General features: G+C 59.7%; 19 protein-coding genes and 1 pseudogene. 3 read left to right on the top strand and 17 right to left on the bottom strand.

What is annotated here, in order from left to right:
* Positions 1-138 precede the first annotated feature (138 nt).
* From AB4P91_RS03465 to ubiE, 11 genes and pseudogenes are all read right to left on the bottom strand, one after another.
* The gene (locus AB4P91_RS03465; RefSeq protein WP_395604937.1) at positions 139-843 is read right to left on the bottom strand and encodes a methyl-accepting chemotaxis protein; all 705 of its coding nucleotides are present in this window, start codon (positions 841-843) and stop codon (positions 139-141) included.
* A gap of 198 nt (positions 844-1041) precedes the next feature.
* A pseudogene (locus AB4P91_RS03460) lies at positions 1042-1938 on the bottom strand (methyl-accepting chemotaxis protein); the annotation flags it as partial.
* A 232-nt stretch (positions 1939-2170) separates the two neighbouring features.
* Positions 2171-2878 (bottom strand): 16S rRNA (uracil(1498)-N(3))-methyltransferase, encoded by a 708-nt coding sequence (locus AB4P91_RS03455; protein WP_150593922.1) that lies wholly within the window; start codon positions 2876-2878, stop codon positions 2171-2173.
* Positions 2875-3666 (bottom strand): twin-arginine translocase subunit TatC, encoded by a 792-nt coding sequence (gene tatC / locus AB4P91_RS03450; protein WP_395604321.1) that lies wholly within the window; start codon positions 3664-3666, stop codon positions 2875-2877. The genes AB4P91_RS03455 and tatC overlap by 4 nt, the downstream gene beginning before the upstream one ends.
* Complete coding sequence (tatB, locus tag AB4P91_RS03445; protein ID WP_395604320.1) at positions 3663-4112, bottom strand: Sec-independent protein translocase protein TatB; 450 nt, start codon at positions 4110-4112, stop codon at positions 3663-3665. The genes tatC and tatB overlap by 4 nt, the downstream gene beginning before the upstream one ends.
* Positions 4113-4122: 10 nt before the next feature.
* Positions 4123-4404, bottom strand: coding sequence for a twin-arginine translocase TatA/TatE family subunit (locus tag AB4P91_RS03440; RefSeq protein WP_042557245.1), 282 nt, complete (start codon positions 4402-4404; stop codon positions 4123-4125).
* A gap of 25 nt (positions 4405-4429) precedes the next feature.
* Entirely contained in the window at positions 4430-4762 is a 333-nt protein-coding gene (locus tag AB4P91_RS03435) for a phosphoribosyl-ATP diphosphatase (RefSeq protein ID WP_003220849.1), read from the bottom strand.
* Entirely contained in the window at positions 4755-5156 is a 402-nt protein-coding gene (hisI, locus tag AB4P91_RS03430) for a phosphoribosyl-AMP cyclohydrolase (protein ID WP_150593926.1), read from the bottom strand. The genes AB4P91_RS03435 and hisI overlap by 8 nt, the downstream gene beginning before the upstream one ends.
* Positions 5157-5276: 120 nt before the next feature.
* Entirely contained in the window at positions 5277-6881 is a 1605-nt protein-coding gene (gene ubiB, locus AB4P91_RS03425; RefSeq protein ID WP_150593927.1) for a ubiquinone biosynthesis regulatory protein kinase UbiB, read from the bottom strand.
* Positions 6878-7501 carry an SCP2 domain-containing protein gene (locus AB4P91_RS03420; RefSeq protein ID WP_042557247.1) on the bottom strand — a complete coding sequence of 208 codons (624 nt, stop codon included), beginning with the start codon at positions 7499-7501 and terminating at the stop codon, positions 6878-6880. The genes ubiB and AB4P91_RS03420 overlap by 4 nt, the downstream gene beginning before the upstream one ends.
* Positions 7501-8271, bottom strand: coding sequence for a bifunctional demethylmenaquinone methyltransferase/2-methoxy-6-polyprenyl-1,4-benzoquinol methylase UbiE (gene ubiE, locus AB4P91_RS03415; protein ID WP_395604319.1), 771 nt, complete (start codon positions 8269-8271; stop codon positions 7501-7503). The genes AB4P91_RS03420 and ubiE overlap by 1 nt, the downstream gene beginning before the upstream one ends.
* 166 nt (positions 8272-8437) lie before the next feature.
* Between ubiE and AB4P91_RS03410 the strand changes: the two genes are divergently transcribed.
* The 3 genes from AB4P91_RS03410 (at position 8438) to AB4P91_RS03400 (ending at position 10301) form a co-directional block, all read left to right on the top strand.
* Positions 8438-8713 (top strand): polyhydroxyalkanoic acid system family protein, encoded by a 276-nt coding sequence (locus AB4P91_RS03410; protein WP_042557248.1) that lies wholly within the window; start codon positions 8438-8440, stop codon positions 8711-8713.
* 249 nt (positions 8714-8962) lie between these two features.
* Positions 8963-9385: a phasin family protein gene (locus AB4P91_RS03405; protein WP_047299389.1), complete on the top strand. Its 423-nt coding sequence runs from the start codon at positions 8963-8965 to the stop codon at positions 9383-9385.
* Between the two features lie 10 nt (positions 9386-9395).
* The gene (locus tag AB4P91_RS03400; protein WP_150596827.1) at positions 9396-10301 is read left to right on the top strand and encodes a phasin family protein; all 906 of its coding nucleotides are present in this window, start codon (positions 9396-9398) and stop codon (positions 10299-10301) included.
* Between the two features lie 259 nt (positions 10302-10560).
* On the opposite strand, the gene AB4P91_RS03395 is transcribed toward AB4P91_RS03400, so the two are convergent.
* The 6 genes from AB4P91_RS03395 to hslU form a co-directional block, all read right to left on the bottom strand.
* Complete coding sequence (locus AB4P91_RS03395) at positions 10561-11181, bottom strand: TetR/AcrR family transcriptional regulator (protein ID WP_042557251.1); 621 nt, start codon at positions 11179-11181, stop codon at positions 10561-10563.
* A gap of 30 nt (positions 11182-11211) precedes the next feature.
* Positions 11212-12894, bottom strand: a complete 1683-nt coding sequence (gene phaC / locus AB4P91_RS03390; protein WP_395604318.1) for a class II poly(R)-hydroxyalkanoic acid synthase — start codon at positions 12892-12894, stop codon at positions 11212-11214.
* A gap of 138 nt (positions 12895-13032) precedes the next feature.
* Entirely contained in the window at positions 13033-13887 is an 855-nt protein-coding gene (gene phaZ / locus AB4P91_RS03385) for a poly(3-hydroxyalkanoate) depolymerase (RefSeq protein WP_395604317.1), read from the bottom strand.
* 94 nt (positions 13888-13981) lie between these two features.
* Positions 13982-15661, bottom strand: a complete 1680-nt coding sequence (gene phaC, locus AB4P91_RS03380) for a class II poly(R)-hydroxyalkanoic acid synthase (protein WP_150595997.1) — start codon at positions 15659-15661, stop codon at positions 13982-13984.
* Positions 15662-15919: 258 nt separating this feature from the next.
* A complete protein-coding gene (locus AB4P91_RS03375; RefSeq protein WP_150593932.1) occupies positions 15920-16291 on the bottom strand; it encodes a gamma-butyrobetaine hydroxylase-like domain-containing protein in 372 nt (123 codons plus the stop codon).
* A gap of 76 nt (positions 16292-16367) precedes the next feature.
* Entirely contained in the window at positions 16368-17705 is a 1338-nt protein-coding gene (gene hslU, locus AB4P91_RS03370; RefSeq protein ID WP_395604316.1) for an ATP-dependent protease ATPase subunit HslU, read from the bottom strand.
* Between the last annotated feature and the right edge of the window lie 19 nt (positions 17706-17724).

Genomic DNA, 17724 nt, shown 5'->3' with positions numbered 1-17724 from the left:
GACGCCATCGCTGGCAAGCCAGCTTCCACTGTGAATCGGCTGAACACACACCTTGTGATCGACTACAAACCTGTGGGAGCTGGCTTGCCAGCGATAGCATCACCTCGGTCCTCAGCGAACCGAGGCAACTGAATCACCTCAAACCTTGAAGCGTCCCACTAGCGTCTGCAAGTGCGTCCCCAACCGCGCCAGCTCAACGCTGGACGCCGCTGTCTCTTCACTTGCCGCCGATGTCTGATCCGACACATCGCGTACGTTCAGCACGCTACGGTTGATCTCTTCCGCCACCGCGCTCTGCTGTTCAGCCGCCGCAGCAATCTGCTGGTTCATCGCCTGAATCGCCGACACCGTGCGCGTGATGCTTTCCAGTGAACCACCGGCCCGGCGGGTCAGCTCGACGCTGCTATCGGTGAGGCTCCGGCTGTTGTCCATGATCGTCGCCACTTGCTGGGTGCCGTTTTGCAGGCCGACGATCAGCTCTTCGATCTCTTCTGTGGACTTCTGAGTGCGCTGTGCGAGGCTGCGCACTTCATCGGCAACCACCGCGAAACCACGTCCGGCTTCACCGGCACGCGCCGCTTCAATCGCAGCGTTGAGCGCCAGCAGGTTGGTTTGCTGGGCCACGGATTTGATCACGTCGAGCACGCTGCCGATTTTGTCGCTTTCGCGCTTGAGCTCGCCCATGGCTGTGGTGGAGTTGCCGACTTCAACGGCCAGACGTTCGATCTGGGCGATTGCTTCGCCAACCACCTTGTCGCCTTCGCGGGCCTGTTGGTCGGCGGCGACGGCGGCTTCTGAGGCCTCTTCGGCGTTACGCGCGACTTCCTGCACGGTGGCGGTCATTTCGTTCATGGCCGTGGCAACCTGATCGGTCTCGATCTTCTGATTGTTGACCCCGGCGCTGGTCTGCTCGGTCACCGCCGACAGTTCTTCAGCGGCGCTGGCGATCTGGGTTACGCCCTCGCTGATCCCGCCGATCAGCTCACGCAGGCCCTGGGTCATGCTCTGCATGGAGCGTTGCAGCTGGCCGAGTTCGTCGCGGCGCAGCGAGACCAGATTGTGGGTCAGATCGCCGGCAGCTACACGTTCCGCGACTTTCAGGGTCTGGTTCAGCGGAATGATGATCTGCCGGGTGATCGCCCAAGCGGCCAGCAAGCCGAAGGCCAAGGCCAGCAGGGTGGCGATCAACAGCATGTTCTTGGCGTGGGCGGCATCGGTGTCGCGCACGACCGTTTGCGAAGCCGTCAGCTTCTTGCTGAGGTCGATCAGAATGTCGCCCTGAGCAGACATGCGCGCCTGTGACGTGGCACTGGTGACCTGCGAATCGCGGAACTGAGCGACCGCCGCGCGATAGGCCTTGATCGAGTCGGTGGCCTGTTGCAGGTTGGCGATGTGCTGTTCCGGCAGTTGCGAAGGCAGGCTTTCGAGATTTTTCAGGGCATTGTCGATGGCAGCCAGAGCCGGTTGCTCTGCTTCGGCCTTGCCGCTGTAGGTGTAGCCGCGCACTTGATAGCGCGCCTGTTGCAGCAGTTTGCTCAGCTCGATCACGCTGTTGAACTGCGCAACACTGTCACCCTGCAGCATTGATTTTTCGACTTCGGAGACTTTGGCTACAGCGTTGTCGGCGTTGGCGCCCAGCTTGCTGCGGGCGTCTTCGCGCTGCACGGTGGCCTGGGCCATATCGGCGAAGGCGCGTTTGTATTCGGCAACGGCGGCCAGTTGCTGATCGACCATGGCGGCATCGGACGGTTGTTCGATCAGGCTGCGAGCGGTTTGCAGACCGCTGTCGAGTTTGCTCAGCAGTTCGTTGACCGTGCCCGGGCCTTGTTCGCCACGGCGCGCTTCATAGTCCAGGCGTGCCAGTCGAAGGTCCTTGGTCAGCTCGTTAAGGCTGGAGATGAACCCGAGCTTGTCGCCGCGGCTGATGATGCCGCTCATGCCGGTCCAGCCGGTAAAGGTGATCAATAACGTCAGCAACAGCACCAGGCCGAAACCGATTCCCAGTTTGCGTTTGACGCTGACGTTTCCAAGACTCTCGGCTAACCAACGGTACATGCGACGACTCCCTTGAACCACTAATTGGACTTATGGGAGCTGTATCGGCCGAGTGATGGCATTCTGTAACACCGTTTGTCTACAAAAAATCGAGATTTTGTAGCGAGGTGTCGGTTTAGAAAAGGCGGGCGAGGAGGGCGGTCACGGCGGTTTCGACGCGCAGGATGCGATCGCCGAGCTGCACCGGTTGCAGGCCGGACTTGGCCAGCAGGTCGATTTCGTAGGGAATCCAGCCACCTTCCGGGCCAATGGCCAGGGTCACCGGTTCGCTCAGGGCGCGAGGGCATGGCGGATAGTTACCGGGATGGCCGACCAGGCCGAGGGTACCTTCAGTGATCATCGGCAGTCGATCTTCGACAAAAGGCTTGAAGCGTTTCTCGATGACGATCTCTGGCAGCACCGTGTCGCGCGCCTGTTCGAGGCCCAGGATCAATTGCTCGCGAATCGCTGCCGGTTCAAGAAACGGCGTCTGCCAGAAGCTTTTCTCGACGCGGTAGCTGTTGACCAGAATCACCTTCGACACGCCCATGGTCGCCACGGTCTGAAACACGCGTCGCAACATCTTCGGGCGCGGCAGGGCCAGCACCAAAGTCAGCGGCAGCTTGGCCGGCGGCGGCTGATCGAGGGTGACGCGCAGCTCCGCTTCACCCGCCTCCAGCCGCAACAGTTCAGCCGAACCCATCAGCCCATTGATGCGCCCGACCCGCAGGCTGTCACCGACTTCCGAGCGATGGACTTCCTGCATGTGTGTCAGGCGTCGATCACGCAGCACCACACGGTCGGCCGCAATGAAGTCGGCCTCCTCGAGCAACAACAGGTTCATGCCTGGGTCGCTGGCGGCTGGTCGTTGTGATCGTCGGCCGGATGCTCGTCCGGGCGTTCGCGTTTGCTGATCAGGCCACCGAACAGGATGCCGATCTCAAACAGCATCCACATCGGCACGGCCAGCAGGGTCTGCGAGAAGATGTCCGGCGGCGTCAGGATCATGCCGACCACGAAGCAACCGATGATCACGTACGGGCGGATCTTCTTCAGGTAGGCGACGTCGACTACACCGATCCACACCAGCAGCACCACGGCCACGGGGATTTCGAATGCCACGCCGAAGGCGAAGAACAGCGTCATGACGAAATCGAGATAGCTGGCGATGTCGGTCATCATTTCCACGCCGGCCGGCGTGGCTGCAGCGAAGAACTTGAAGATCAACGGGAACACGAAGTAATAGGCGAACGCCATGCCGATGTAGAACAACAGGATGCTGGACACCAGCAACGGCACCGCGATGCGCTTTTCATGCTTGTACAGGCCTGGCGCAATAAACCCCCAGATCTGATGCAGGATCACCGGGATCGCCAGGAACAGCGAGACCATCATCGTCAGCTTCAGTGGCGTCAGGAACGGCGACGACACGTCGGTGGCGATCATCGTCGCGCCGACCGGCAAGTACTGGCGCAGCGGCGTCGAGACGAAGGTGTAGATCTGCTGGGTGAACGCGAACAGCCCGGCGAAGATGATGAAAATCGCCGCCACACAACGCAGCAGGCGGGTGCGCAACTCGGTGAGGTGCGATACCAGCGGCATGTGCTGGTCGTTTTCGGGGAGATCGCTCATGGGGCTCGCGGCGGCAATGTTGGGTCGTGAGGGGCCGGTGTTATCGGCGCTGCTGTCGGAGCTACGTGTTCAACCGAAGTGTCTGCCACAGCGGGGACCGATGCTGTCGGAGCTTTAACAGGGGCTGGTGCAGGAGCAGCGGGCGCATGAATCGTCTGCTGTCCGACATGTTCAACTTCAACCGGCGTCGGCTCTTGCTGAACCGGATTGAAAATCTTCCGCGCCTCCTGCTCCAGCGACAGAATATGTTCGTTGTGCAGTTGCCGACGAATCTCGTCGGCACCGATTTCACGTTCAACTTCCTGTTTGATCGCGTTGAAGCTGCGCTTCAGCCGTCCGACCCACAGGCCGGCGGTGCGCGCAGCACCCGGCAGACGCTCGGGGCCCAGCACCAGCAGGGCGACGAGGCCGACGAGCAGCAGTTCAGAGAAGCTGATACCAAACATTAGTCAGTGCTCACACGTCTTTGCGGATCGGCTCTTCGACTTTCTGCGCCTGCACGTCGATGGTGTGCGGCGGGTTGGCCTGAGCGGTGGCTTGCGGCTGCACCGGTGGTACCGGTTGCGCAGGCGTCACGGTCGGATCGACGTTTGGCTTCTCGTCGTCGTTCATGGCTTTGCGAAAGCCCTTGATCGACTCACCGACGTCGGTGCCGAGGTTTTTCAGTTTCTTGGTGCCGAACACCAGCACCACGACAACCAGAATGACGATCCAGTGTTTCCAGTCAAAAATGCCCATGTTGCTGTTCCTCTCTAAAAATTGTTCAGGCGGACGGACGCGAGGCTTTCTCGACGTGTCCGGACAGACCGAAGCGGCGATCCAGTTCATCCAGTACAGCCTGCGGATGCTGCCCCAGTTGGGCGAGCATGACCATGCTGTGGAACCACAGGTCGGCGGTCTCGTAGATCACATCGCTGCAGTCGCCGCTGATGGCAGCGTCCTTGGCGGCAATAATGGTTTCGACCGACTCTTCGCCGACTTTCTCCAGAATCTTGTTCAGGCCCTTGTGATACAGGCTGGCCACATACGAGCTGTCGGCCGCTGCGCCTTTGCGCTCTTCAAGTACCTGAGCGAGGCGCGTCAGAGTGTCACTCATGTTTGTGTCCTGCGGAATAGATAGCGTGCGGGTCTTTCAGCACCGGGTCGACCGTTTTCCAGTCGCCGTTTTCGAATACGCGGTAAAAGCAGCTTTGACGGCCGGTATGGCAAGCGATGTCGCCGATCTGTTCGACCATCAGAATGATCACGTCGGCGTCACAGTCCAGACGCATTTCATGCAAGGTCTGTATGTGGCCGGACTCTTCGCCCTTGCGCCACAGCTTGCCACGGGAACGTGACCAGTAGATTGCACGGTTTTCCGCGGCGGTCAGCTCGAGCGCTTCGCGGTTCATCCACGCCATCATCAGCACGCGTCCGGTCTTGTGATCCTGGGCAATCGCCGGCACCAGGCCATCAGCGTCCCATTTGATCTCGTCCAGCCAGTTGTTCATCTTCAATTCCCGAAACGCAGGTAAAAGCTTTGAGCTTCAAGCTGCAAGTAAAAGCAGATTGCGGTGTTTCAGTATCGTCAGGCTTGCAGCTCGCAGCTTATAACTTGCAGCTGATTCGTGCTATCGGCGAACGACCAGATACAAACCGACAGCCACCATGATGCCTGCTGGCCAATGCGCCAATTCGAGCATCGGCCCACCGGCGGCGAGAATCGCACCGCCCGCCAGATGGGCACAACCGAGCAGCCGCAGGAACCAGTCGTCCTTGCGTTTGTGCCACGGCGGCGGTGGGTCGTAGGCGTGTGGCTGGGACATGCGCTCGAGCAGATCGCGGGCCATGTTGGCCAGGTGCGGCAGTTGTTCGAACTGGCTCTGCACGTTGCCGAGCAAGGCTTTCGGGCTGACTCGCTCGCGCATCCAGCGCTCAAGGAACGGCTGCGCAGTGTTCCACAGATCCAGATCGGGATAGAGCTGACGGCCGAGGCCTTCGATGTTCAGCAAGGTCTTTTGCAGCAAAACCAACTGCGGCTGCACTTCCATGTTGAAGCGCCGCGCCGTCTGGAACAGGCGCATCAACACCTGGCCGAATGAAATATCTTTTAACGGTTTTTCGAAGATCGGTTCGCACACGGTGCGGATCGCCGCTTCGAATTCGTTGAGCTTGGTTTCTGCCGGCACCCAGCCCGAATCAATGTGCAACTGGGCCACGCGGCGGTAGTCGCGCTTGAAGAACGCGAACAGATTGCGTGCCAGATAATCCTGGTCTTCCGGGGTCAGGCTGCCGACGATGCCGCAGTCGATCGCGATGTACTGCGGGCTCCACGGGTTAACGGTGCTGACAAAGATGTTGCCCGGGTGCATGTCGGCGTGGAAGAAACTGTCGCGGAACACCTGGGTGAAGAAGATCTCCACGCCGCGTTCGGCAAGCATTTTCATGTCGGTGCGCTGATCGGCGAGGGTCGCCAGATCGGTCACCTGAATGCCGTAAATGCGCTCCATCACCAGCACTTTCGGCCGGCACCAGTCCCAATAGACCTGCGGCACGTAGAGCAGCGGCGAACCTTCGAAGTTGCGCTTCAACTGGCTGGCGTTGGCGGCTTCGCGCAGCAGGTCGAGTTCGTCGTAGATGGTTTTTTCGTAGTCCTGCACCACGTCCACCGGGTGCAACAGACGCGCGTCGGCTGACAGTTTTTCAGCCGCGCGGGCGAGGATGAACAGCCATGCGAGATCCTGCGCGATGATTGGCTTCAGGCCCGGGCGGATCACCTTGACCACCACTTCTTCGCCGGTTTTCAGCTGCGCGGCATGCACCTGCGCCACCGAGGCCGAAGCCAGCGGCTGGACGTCGAAACGGCTGAACACTTCGCTGATCTTCTTGCCGAGCTGCTCTTCGATCAGCTTGATCGACAGCTGCGAGTCGAACGGCGGCACGCGGTCTTGCAGCAGCATCAGCTCATCGGCGATGTCTTCGGGCAAGAGGTCGCGGCGGGTCGAGAGAATCTGCCCGAACTTGATGAAAATCGGCCCCAGATCCTGCAATGCCAGACGCAATCGCGCGCCTCGGCTCAGCTCCAGCGTCTTGCGCGGGAACCAGCGCCACGGCAGCACATAACGCAGCGCCAGGAGAAACCAGGGCAGCGGCAGATCGAACAGCAGGTCATCGAGGCGGTAGCGGATCACGACGGACTGGATGCGCAGCAGACGGCGGACGGCGAGCAGCTTCATGCGTTATCGCTTGGGTCGAGGGATCGGGAAAGGCGCTCGAAACGCGCCTCGAGACGTTCCAGATCAAGTTTGATCCGGTCCAGTTCGCTGAACCGCGCTTCGGCTTCGCGCTGCCCGACGAGGGTGCGCGATTCTTCGGCGAGGTATTCGGCGAGGTTCTGGTTGAGGCTGGCAAATCCTTGTTGATACCAGCGCGCGCGGCTGCGCAGATGACCGCCAACCAGTTGCGTGGCAACCGGGCCGAGCCAGCGCGAGAGTTCGTACTCCCAGTCCAGCTCAAGATCCTGCAGCACGCCGGCCAGCTCCAGCAGCACGCCACTGTCGCCATCGAGCTCGACTTCCGGGGCATGCAGCACCGCGGTCTTGTCTTTGCTCAGGGCCAGTTTCAGCAGGCTGGACGCCGGCGCACGCAGGGTGCAATCGACGCCGGTTTCCCAGTGCGAGGCCAGCATCAGGCCTTCGTCGCTGGGCAAAATGAACAGCTGCAGCGCCGGACTGCGGCAATCGACGGCAATCACCTTGCCGGTCAAATGCGCCAGCCGCGGCAGCGCCGTGCTGTCGAGACGCAGCACCCGGTTCAGGCCGAGTTCAACGCTGGCGAGCAGCCCGGTGAGCAGCATCAGGGCTTGATGCCGCGGTGCAGGGCGACGATGCCTGCGGTCATGTTGTGATAGGTCACGCGGTCAAAACCGGCCTCGACCATCATCGATTTCAGGGTTTCCTGATTCGGGTGCATGCGGATCGATTCGGCCAGGTAACGATAGCTTTCCGAGTCGTTGGTGATCAGCTTGCCCATCAGCGGCATGAAGGCGAACGAGTAAGCGTCGTAGGCTTTGGACATCAGCGCGTTGGTCGGCTTGGAGAATTCCAGCACCAGCAGACGACCGCCGGGCTTGAGCACGCGCAGCATCGAACGCAGGGCGTCTTCCTTGTGCGTCACGTTGCGCAGGCCGAAAGCGATCGTGACGCAGTCGAAATGATTGTCCGGGAAAGGCAGTTTTTCTGCGTCGGCCTGGACGAATTCGACGTTGCCCGCCACACCCAGATCCAGCAGGCGGTCACGGCCGACCCTGAGCATGGATTCGTTGATGTCGGCCAACACCACCTGGCCGGTCGGGCCAACGAGGTGCGAAAACTTTTTGGTCAGGTCACCGGTGCCGCCGGCGATGTCGAGCACGCGATTACCGCTGCGCACGCCCGACAGCTCAATCGCGAAACGCTTCCACAAACGGTGCATGCCGCCCGACAGAAGGTCGTTCATCAAGTCGTACTTGGCGGCTACGGAGTGGAACACCTCAGCGACTTTTTCCGCTTTCTGGCTTTCCGGAACGTTTTTGAAGCCGAAGTGAGTGGTGGGTTCGGCATCGCTGCCTTTGCGCTGATCAGTCATATCGCTGTCACCAAAAGAGAATGCGCGACATTCTAATCCCCAAGGCATGCTTTGTCTTGGAATGGCTAAAGGTAAGATGAGCAACCTTCGGGACGATTTGCCGCAGATGCGGTCAAGATTTACCGACAAGCATTCATAGCTGTATTCAAAAAGAAGGAGCCACCCAATGGCCAAAATCAGTGTTGAGCGTGCCCACAGCCTGGGCAAGGAAGCCGCCCGTGAGAAGGCCGACAAACTGGCCAAAAAGCTTAATGAACAATACGGCCTGGAGCCGCAATGGTCGGGCGACGTATTGAATCTCAAGCGCTCGGGTGTCAAAGGCGCGGTGCATGTTGGTGATGACTCGATCCGCGTCGACGTGGAACTGGGCCTGATGATGTCGGCCATGAGCGGCATGATCAAAGCCGAGATCGAGAAAGCCCTCGATAAAGCGCTGGTCTGATCGCGATTTTTCGATAAACCGAGATCTCCTGTGGGAGCGAGCCTGCTCGCGAAAGCGGTGTGTCAGTCGACTCAACTATTGACTGATACGCCGTATTCACGAGCAGGCTCGCTCCCACATTTGTTTTGGGGTGCCCCTGCTGTTTATGTCAGTTGTTAGGGTGCCGTTTCTAATTTTTCTACTTACTTTGTGCCTGAGCCCGACACTTGCGCGGGCAGTTCCTCAAACCTTCTGCGCGTGAGGTGCACCATGGCCAAAGTAATTTTGAAGAAAAAAATCGACGCTTCGACTTCTGCTCTGAGCGACGTCAAATCCTATGCCCGCAAGATCTGGCTGGCAGGCCTGGGTGCCTACGCCAAGGTTGGCCAGGAGGGCGGCGAGTACTTTCAAGAGTTGATCAAGGCTGGTCAAACTGTTGAAAAGAAAGGCAAAAAAGTCGTCACCGAAAAACTCGAAGCGGCCAATGCCGAAATCGACGAAGCCCGGGATGAAGTCAGTTCTTTCAAAGGTCGCGTTGAAGTTCAGCTGGACAAGGTCGAGAAGGCGTTCGACACCCGTGTAGCAAGCGCCTTGAATCGTATCGGCATTCCGTCTAAACATGACGTTGAGACACTCTCTGCTAAGCTCGATGAGCTGACGGCATTGCTCGAACGCGTCGCGCGTAAATCTTAAGGAGAACGGGATGGCTGGTAAAAAGAACACCGATAAAGAAGGCAGCTCGTGGATTGGGAAAGTCGAAGACTACTCCCGCAAAATCTGGCTGGCTGGTTTAGGCGTGTACTCGAAGATCGACACTGACGGCAGCAAGCTCTTCGATACATTGGTCAAAGACGGCGAGAAAGCCGAGAAGCTCACCAAGTCGGTAGTCGGCAAAAAAGTCGATGCCGCCAAGGATTCTGCTTCTTCTGCCAAGTCTCGCATCAGCGGCGTGAAAGATCGCGCGCTGGGCAAGTGGGACGAGCTCGAAGGGGCTTTCGACAAGCGCCTGAACAGCGCGATTTCGCGCCTGGGCGTACCAAGCCGCAATGAGGTCAAGGCCCTGCACAGCAAGGTTGAAACCTTGACCAAGCAGATCGAAAAACTCACCGGCGAGAAGGCGCGTCCTGTCGCGGCGAAAACCGCTGCGGCAAAACCGGCAGCTAAAACTGCAGCGGCCAAGCCAGCAGCCAAAACCGCGGCCAAGCCATTGGCCAAAGCAGCTGCCAAACCTGTCGCGAAGGCGAAGGCTGCGGTTAAATCCGTAGCGAAAACGGCGGCCGCCAAACCTGCTGCAAAAGCAGCGGCCAAACCGGTTGCTGCTGCCAAGACCGCTGCCAAGTCGGTTGCCAAACCTGCTGCAAAAGCAGCCGCCAAGCCAGCCGCGAAAACCGCTGCCGCCAAGCCAGCAGCCAAACCGGCTGCAGCGAAGAAGCCGGCAGTGAAAAAACCGGCCGCGCCGAAAGCCGCTGCGCCAAAACCGGCCGCTCCAGCAGCCAAGCCTGCGACCCCGGCAACCCCGGCCAGCGCGTCGAACTCCGCCGCTGCACCAACTCCGGTTGCAACCCCGACTGCTGCATCGACGCCGTCGACGCCAACCAGTCAGTCCTGATTTTTCAGGGCAAAACAAAACGCCCGGCCTGTGAAGGTCGGGCGTTTTTTGTTTGTGCCGTTTTTAAAGCTGACCCTCACCCCAGCCCTCTCCCGGAGGGAGAGGGGGCCGACCGAGGTGTCTTTCGCTATACATCGACCTGAAAGACCTTATCGATTACGGATTCGGAAACGCACTATCAGGTCGGCGTAAATCTCAAGCATTCCCCGATCAGTCCCCTCTCCCTCCGGGAGAGGGCTAGGGTGAGGGACTTTTGAAGTCAGTCATGATCTTCAAGATACTGAAGAGCCATCCGCTCAGTCGCCACCTTCACCGGCGGCAACAAATGCGGCGCCACCAGCATCATGATCTGGTACACGACCAAGCGAACCTCGCCTTCGCGATCCAGAATCCGCTGATAATCCAGCGAAAACAGCAACGTCATGGTGATCTGCTCCACCAGTTGCCCCAACGCCTGGGTATCACTGACCAACTGCCCCGAAGCCTTCAACCGCGCCAGCAACGACGCCAGCGTGCGCTTCAACGCATTGAGCAGATGACGAATGCCTTTCGCCAGTTTCGGCAATCGCCCCGCCAGGTTCGACAGGTCCTGAAACAGGAACCGGTACTGCGCCAGCCGCTCGACGATCAAATGCAAAAACAGCCAGTAATCCTCCGGCGCCAGCTCGACGTCCGGCGGTGGATCCAGCAGCGGTGCCAGTTCATTCTGGAAGCGATCGAACAGCCCGAGTATCAGCGGTTCCTTGCCGTGAAAGTGGTAGTAGAGGTTGCCGGGGCTGATCCCCATTTCGTTGGCAACTTCCATGGTGGAAACGTTCGGCTCGCCCTTTTCGTTGAACAATTGCAGAGCACATTCGAGAATCCGGTCGCGGGTTTTCATCCAGTCTTCTTAGAAAAGTTCGGTTAGGCGTCAGCGCACACGCACGTAGGTACCGGGTGCTGCCTCCATCGGTGGGTAGTTCGGGTTGCCGAGGGTCATCTGGGTTTCGTGCTGGGCGCCCGAGCGCTGCTGAATCCATTCCAGCCACTTCGGCCACCAACTGCCCTCGACGTGTTTGGCGTCGTAGTACCAGGCGCGTGGATCACTGCTCATCTTGCCGTTCTCGACATACGCGGCTTTCGGGTTGCTGGGCGGGTTGAGAATGCTCTGCACATGGCCGCTGTTGGACAGCACGAAACGCCGGTCGCCACCCAGTAACAGGGTTGAGCGATACACCGCATCCCATGGCGTGATGTGGTCGTTCATGCCGGCGACGCTGAAGCTGTCGACCGTGACTTTCTGCAGGTCAATCGGCGTGCCGCACACTTCCAGCCCGCCTGGGTGGGTCAGCGGGTTGTGCTTGAAGAAATCCAGCAGGTCGCCATGCAAGGCTGCCGGCAGACGGGTGTTGTCGTTGTTCCAGTAGAGAATGTCGAAGGCTGGCGGCTCCTTGCCCAACAGGTAATTGTTGACGAAGTAGCTCCAGATCAAATCGTTCGGGCGCATCCAGGCGAACACCTTGGCCATGTCGCGACCATCCAGCACGCCTTTTTGATAGGAGCGACGCTTGGCGGCTTCGAGGGTCTGCTCATCGGCAAACAGCGTGGCCGGGGTTTCGATCTGGCTGTCGAGCAGGCTGACCAGGTAGGTGGCGCTGGAGATGCGGCGCAATTGCCGCTTGGCCTGCAAATGACCTTGCAGTGCGGCGATGGTCAGGCCGCCGGCGCAGGCGCCCATCAGGTTGACCTCGCGGGCGCCGGTGATCGCCCGGCACACGTTCATCGCTTCTTCCACGGCCTCGACATACGTCGACAAGCCCCACTCCCGGTGGCGCACATCCGGGTTGCGCCAGCTGATCATGAACGTCTGCAGGCCGTTCTTCAGGGCGTACTGCACGAAGCTGTTCTGCGGGCTGAGGTCGAAAATGTAGTACTTGTTGATTTGCGGCGGCACCACCAGCAGCGGCTTGGCGTACTGTTTTTCGCTCATCGGCTTGTACTGGATAAGCTCGAGCATCTCGTTGCGAAACACCACCGAGCCTGGTGTGGTGGCAACCGTTTTACCGACTTCGAAAGCCTGACGGGTCACCTGCCGTGGCAGGCCATCGTTGTGCAGCAGATCATCGAACAAATGACTGAGGCCGCGCACCAGACTGTTGCCGCCGGAGTTGAACAGCTCCTTGATCGCCAGCGGGTTGAGCAGGGTGTTGGACGGCGCCACGGCGTCGTTGAGCAGGGTGAAGGCGAAGTGGGCGCGGGCGCGGTCCTCCGGGTTCATGTTGCTGTCGTCGATCCAGCTCTTGACCTGCTTCTGCCAGGCCAGATACGCCTGCAGACTGCGTCGATAAAACGGATTGAGGCTCCACGCCGGATCGGCAAAGCGGCTGTCCTGCGGATTGGTGGGATGCAGGGTCTCGCCGAGCAGCACACGACCGAGTTGGCCACCCAGTTTCAGGGCGTGCCTGGCGCTGTGGATCGGGTTGCGCAGACCGTGGGCGGCGACGCTGCGCAGCGTCGAGATCAGATCCCGACCGCGCAAACCGGTGATCGCACTTTGTGCGTTGATGAACACCGCTGGGCTTGGCACTACGCCCGTCGCTGGTTTGTCGCGCATGACTCAACACTCCTTCGTCTTCAGGCCAAAAACAAACTCACCGAACCAGAACACCATAGACGCTGTTGTGGGTTGCTGCCTGCGCGGCGTCCTGCCGCGCACTCTGTACAAGGCCTTGCATAAAGCCTGCCGCAGCGATTAACCGCCCTGCGGTGTCGGGTGCGGGTGCATCACCGCTCGCTGACGTTCCTCCTGGAGGAATTTCATGATGATCGGTGCCACAGCTTCGGCACGGGTAATCAGGAACAGATGGCCGTCATCGATGATGTGCAATTGGGCGTTGGGAATTCGCCAGGCGAGCATGCGCATATTGACCAACGGGATCAGCGGATCGTCGTCGCCGGCCAGCACCAGCGTCGGTTGATTGATCTTGTGCAGCCAGTGAACGCTGGTCCAGCCAAGGCCGGCGAACAGTTGCCAGTAGTAACCGAGCTTGCCCGCCGAACGCACTTTCGCGGCATGGCTGGCAGCCAGCGTTGGGTCGCGGCGAAACGAGCCGCCGTAGATCATCGGCGCGATGCGGATCACATGCGACGGCTGGATGTAGCGCCTGGGGCTGGCCATCATCCACAGCACCTTCGGTTTGCCCGGCACCATCACGGCACCGGCAGCGGTCGCCGCCAGCACCAGTTTCTTGCAGCGCTCGGGGTAGTCGTAGGCGAATTGCTGCGCGAGCGCGCCGCCCCACGACACGCCGATCACATTGACCTGACCGTAGTCGAGATAATCGAGCATCCGTGACGTCAGTTTGGCCAGGCCAGGAAAACGGTAGGGCCGATTGGGCGTCGAGGAGCCGCCGACACCGGGCACGTCGAAGGCGATCACTTCCAGATCCGGGTCCAGCGCCGCGACAAATGGAAACACCAGCTCCAGGTTGGCGCCGATGCCGTTGAAAATCAGCAAGGGCGTCAAGTGAGGCTTGCCGGGACGTACCGCCGTGCGGAGGGTCTGGCCATCCAGCTCGACGGTACGGAATATGAACGGTTGCGGCATGCGTCAGGCCCTTCGGGTTAGAGTGGAGCAGCTACAAGCCGCAAGCTTCAAGCAGCACGTGCCCAGCTTGCGGCTTGTAGCTTGTGGCTTGCCGCTATCTTTCATGTACGTAAGTGCCCGGCGATGCTTCGCCCGCCGGGTAAGCCTTGTTGCCCAGTTTGGTCGGGGCCTTTTTCAGGTTGCCCGCCCGCTCGGCCTGCCACGCCTGCCAATGCAGCCACCAGGAATCCGTGTGCTTGGTCGAGTTCTCTTGCCAGTCTTCGGCATTCGCGGCCATCTCTTCGCCGGTCATGTATCGGGATTTCGGGTTGCCCGGCGGGTTCAGAATGCTTTGGATATGGCCGCTGCTCGACAACACGAACTCCACTTTGCCACCAAACAATTGCGCCGATTTGTAGCAAGACTTCCACGGGGTGATGTGGTCATTGGTGCCGGCCAGCGAATAGATATCGGCGGTGACCTGCTTGAGGTCGATCGGTGTGCCGCACACTTCCAGTGCATTGGCACGAATCAGTGGATTGTTTTTGAACATCTCGATCAGGTCGCCGTGGAACGCTGCCGGCAACCGCGTGGTGTCGTTGTTCCAGAACAGGATGTCGAACACCGGCGGCTCGTTGCCGAGCAGGTAGTTATTGACCCAGTAGTTCCAGATCAGGTCGTTGGGGCGCATCCACGCGAAGACCTTGGCCATGTCTTTGCCCTCAAGCACCCCGGCCTGATACGAGAGGCGCTTGGCGGTCTCCAGGGTCTGTTCGTCGACGAACAGGGCGACGTCGCTGTCCAGCGTGGTGTCGAGCACGCTGACCAGCAGGGTCAGGGCATTGACCTTGTTCTGGCCGAGCGCCGCATAGTGGCCGAGCAGGGCGGTGCAGGTGATGCCGCCGGAGCAGGCGCCGAGCATGTTGATGTCTTTGCTGCCGGTGATCGCGGTGACCACGTCGACCGCCTCTTTCAGCGCATCGATGTACGTCGACAGGCCCCACTCGCGCTGCGCCTTGGTCGGGTTACGCCAGCTGACAATGAAGGTCTGCACGTTGTTGCGCAGGCAGAAACGCGCCAGGCTCTTGTCCGGGCTCAGGTCGAATACGTAAAACTTGTTGATCTGTGGCGGCACCACCAACAGTGGGCGCTCGTGGACTTGCTCGGTAATCGGCCGGTACTGGATCAGCTCCAGCACATCGTTGCGAAACACCACGGCGCCTTCAGTCACGCCCAGGCTCTTGCCGACCTCGAACGCGCCCATGTTGACCTGGCTCGGCATGCCGCCGTTGTGCACCAGATCCTTGGCCAGATGGGAGAGGCCGTCGAGCAGGCTTTTGCCACCGGTTTCGAAGAAGCGCTTGACCGCTGCGGGGTTGGCCGCGGTATTCGTCGGGGCCATGGCCTCGGTCATCAGGTTGATGACGAAGTGGCCACGCGCGATGTCTTTGGGCGACAGGCTGCTGTCGTCGATCCAGGCATGGAGTTCCTTGCGCCACGCCAGATAGGTTTGCAGATAACGTTTGTAGAGCGGGTTCTGGCTCCACGCAGGATCAGCGAAACGGCGGTCATCGCCTGCCGGTTGCAGTTCGGATTTACCAAACAGCACGTTTTTCAGTTCGAGGCCGAAATGGGTAACGTGCCTGACGCTATGGATCGGTTGTCTGATGGCCTGTTTCAGCACCATACGAGCAGAGGCCAGCAGATCCTTTCCGCGCAGCCCAACGACGGGATTAAGCCCCAAGGTGTTTTCCGAGGCTTGGTACTTCAGGTCATCGTTATTCTTGTTACTCATCTACGACGCTCCATTGTCCTGAGACGAGTACCCGGTTATCTGCTGTGCAGTTCCACAGCGATTGCCAGGTACTACTGCTCGGGTGACCGTTGATTCTGCATAGCTGCTTTACAGTCGTAGAGCACTGCAGGGAACTTGCCAGCTCCATTGGTTACCCGAGTTTAATTTTTTTCGCAAGCGGGCCGATCCTCGACGCCGCAGCGGAGCATTCAAACAGATGAAGTTAGAAAATGCCCTCTAAAGAGCAGGACCCTCGGACTAGAGCATCAGCTTGACGATCGACTCGTCCGGATCACGGGTTTTACCAGCGGCTTTGAGCTCGGCCAGATAATCGGCCCAGAGTGCGTCATGACGTCGCCCCAGCTCATAGAGATATTCCCAAGTGAACAAGCCACTGTCGTGGCCGTCATCGAAGGTCAGTTTCAGTGCGTAGTGACCGGCCGGTTCCAGCTTGCTCAGACCGACGTTGAGCTTGCCGAATTGCAGGATCGGTTTGCCGTGGCCCTGGACCTCGGCGGAGGGAGAATGCACACGCAGAAATTCCGCGGGCAGGGTGAACTCCTCGCCGGACGCGTAGGTGAGCGTCAGGGTTTTCGAGGCTTTGTGCAGTTTGATGTCGGTAGGAATCATAGGAAAAGCCTTCAGCTGCAAGCTATAAGCGGCAAGCTTAACTCAGCTTGCCGCTCGCGGCTTGCAGCGTGCAGCTCTACAGAATGTAGCGGGACAGGTCTTCGTTCTGCGCCAATTCGCCGAGGTGGCTGTTGACGTATTCAGCGTCGATCAGGATCACCTTGTCATCGTGACTGCTGGCCAGATCGCCGGCACTGAACGACACCTCTTCCAGCAGGCGCTCGAGCAGCGTGTGCAGACGACGAGCACCGATGTTCTCGGTCTTCTCGTTGACCTGCCAGGCGATCTCGGCGATGCGCTTGATGCCTTCGGGCTGGAACTCGATGTTCAGGCCTTCGGTTTTCAGCAGCGCGCAATATTGCTCGGTGAGCGAGGCATGTGGTTCGCTGAGGATGCGCTCGAAGTCTTCCGGGCTCAGGGCCTTGAGTTCAACGCGGATCGGCAGACGGCCTTGCAGCTCCGGTACCAGATCGCTCGGCTTGCTCAAGTGGAATGCGCCGGACGCGATGAACAGGATGTGGTCAGTCTTGACCATGCCCAGTTTGGTGTTGACGGTGCAGCCTTCGATCAGCGGCAGCAGGTCGCGCTGCACGCCCTCGCGGGACACGTCGACGCCACCGGAATTACCGCGCTTGGCGACTTTGTCGATCTCGTCGATGAACACGATGCCGTGCTGCTCGACTGCTTCGAGGGCCTTGGCCTTCAACTCTTCTTCGTTGACCAGACGCCCGGCTTCTTCGTCGCGCACCAGTTTCAGCGCTTCTTTGACCTTGAGCTTGCGCGACTTCTTCTTGCCCTTGCCCATGTTGGCAAACAGGCTTTGCAACTGGCTGGTCATCTCTTCCATGCCTGGCGGCGTGGCGATCTCGATGCCGGCCACTTCGGCGACTTCGATCTCGATTTCCTTGTCGTCCAGCTGACCTTCGCGCAGACGCTTGCGGAACAGCTGACGCGTGTTGGAATCCTGACTCGTTGACTCGTCGCTGTTGAAGCCCATGCGGGCCGGCGGCAGCAGCGCGTCGATGATGCGATCTTCGGCAGCGTCCTCGGCGCGATGGCGAACGCGGGACATTTCCTGTTCGCGCAGCATCTTGATCGCAGCATCGGCCAGATCACGGATGATCGACTCGACGTCACGGCCGACATAACCGACTTCGGTGAACTTGGTCGCTTCGACCTTGATGAACGGTGCGTTGGCCAGTTTCGCCAGACGACGGGCGATCTCGGTTTTACCGACACCGGTCGGGCCGATCATCAGGATGTTCTTCGGGGTCACTTCAACGCGCAGCTCTTCAGGCAGCTGCATGCGGCGCCAGCGGTTGCGCAGGGCAATCGCGACGGCGCGCTTGGCATCGTCCTGGCCGATGATGTGGCGGTTGAGTTCGTGGACGATTTCGCGGGGAGTCATGGACATAATTTTTGGCGGTCCTCAA

This window comes from Pseudomonas sp. B21128 (assembly GCF_044218865.1).
Lineage (GTDB): Bacteria > Pseudomonadota > Gammaproteobacteria > Pseudomonadales > Pseudomonadaceae > Aquipseudomonas > Aquipseudomonas iridis.
The sequence above is the reverse complement of the archived record's forward strand: the minus strand, read 5'-3'. Positions and strand labels throughout refer to the sequence as shown.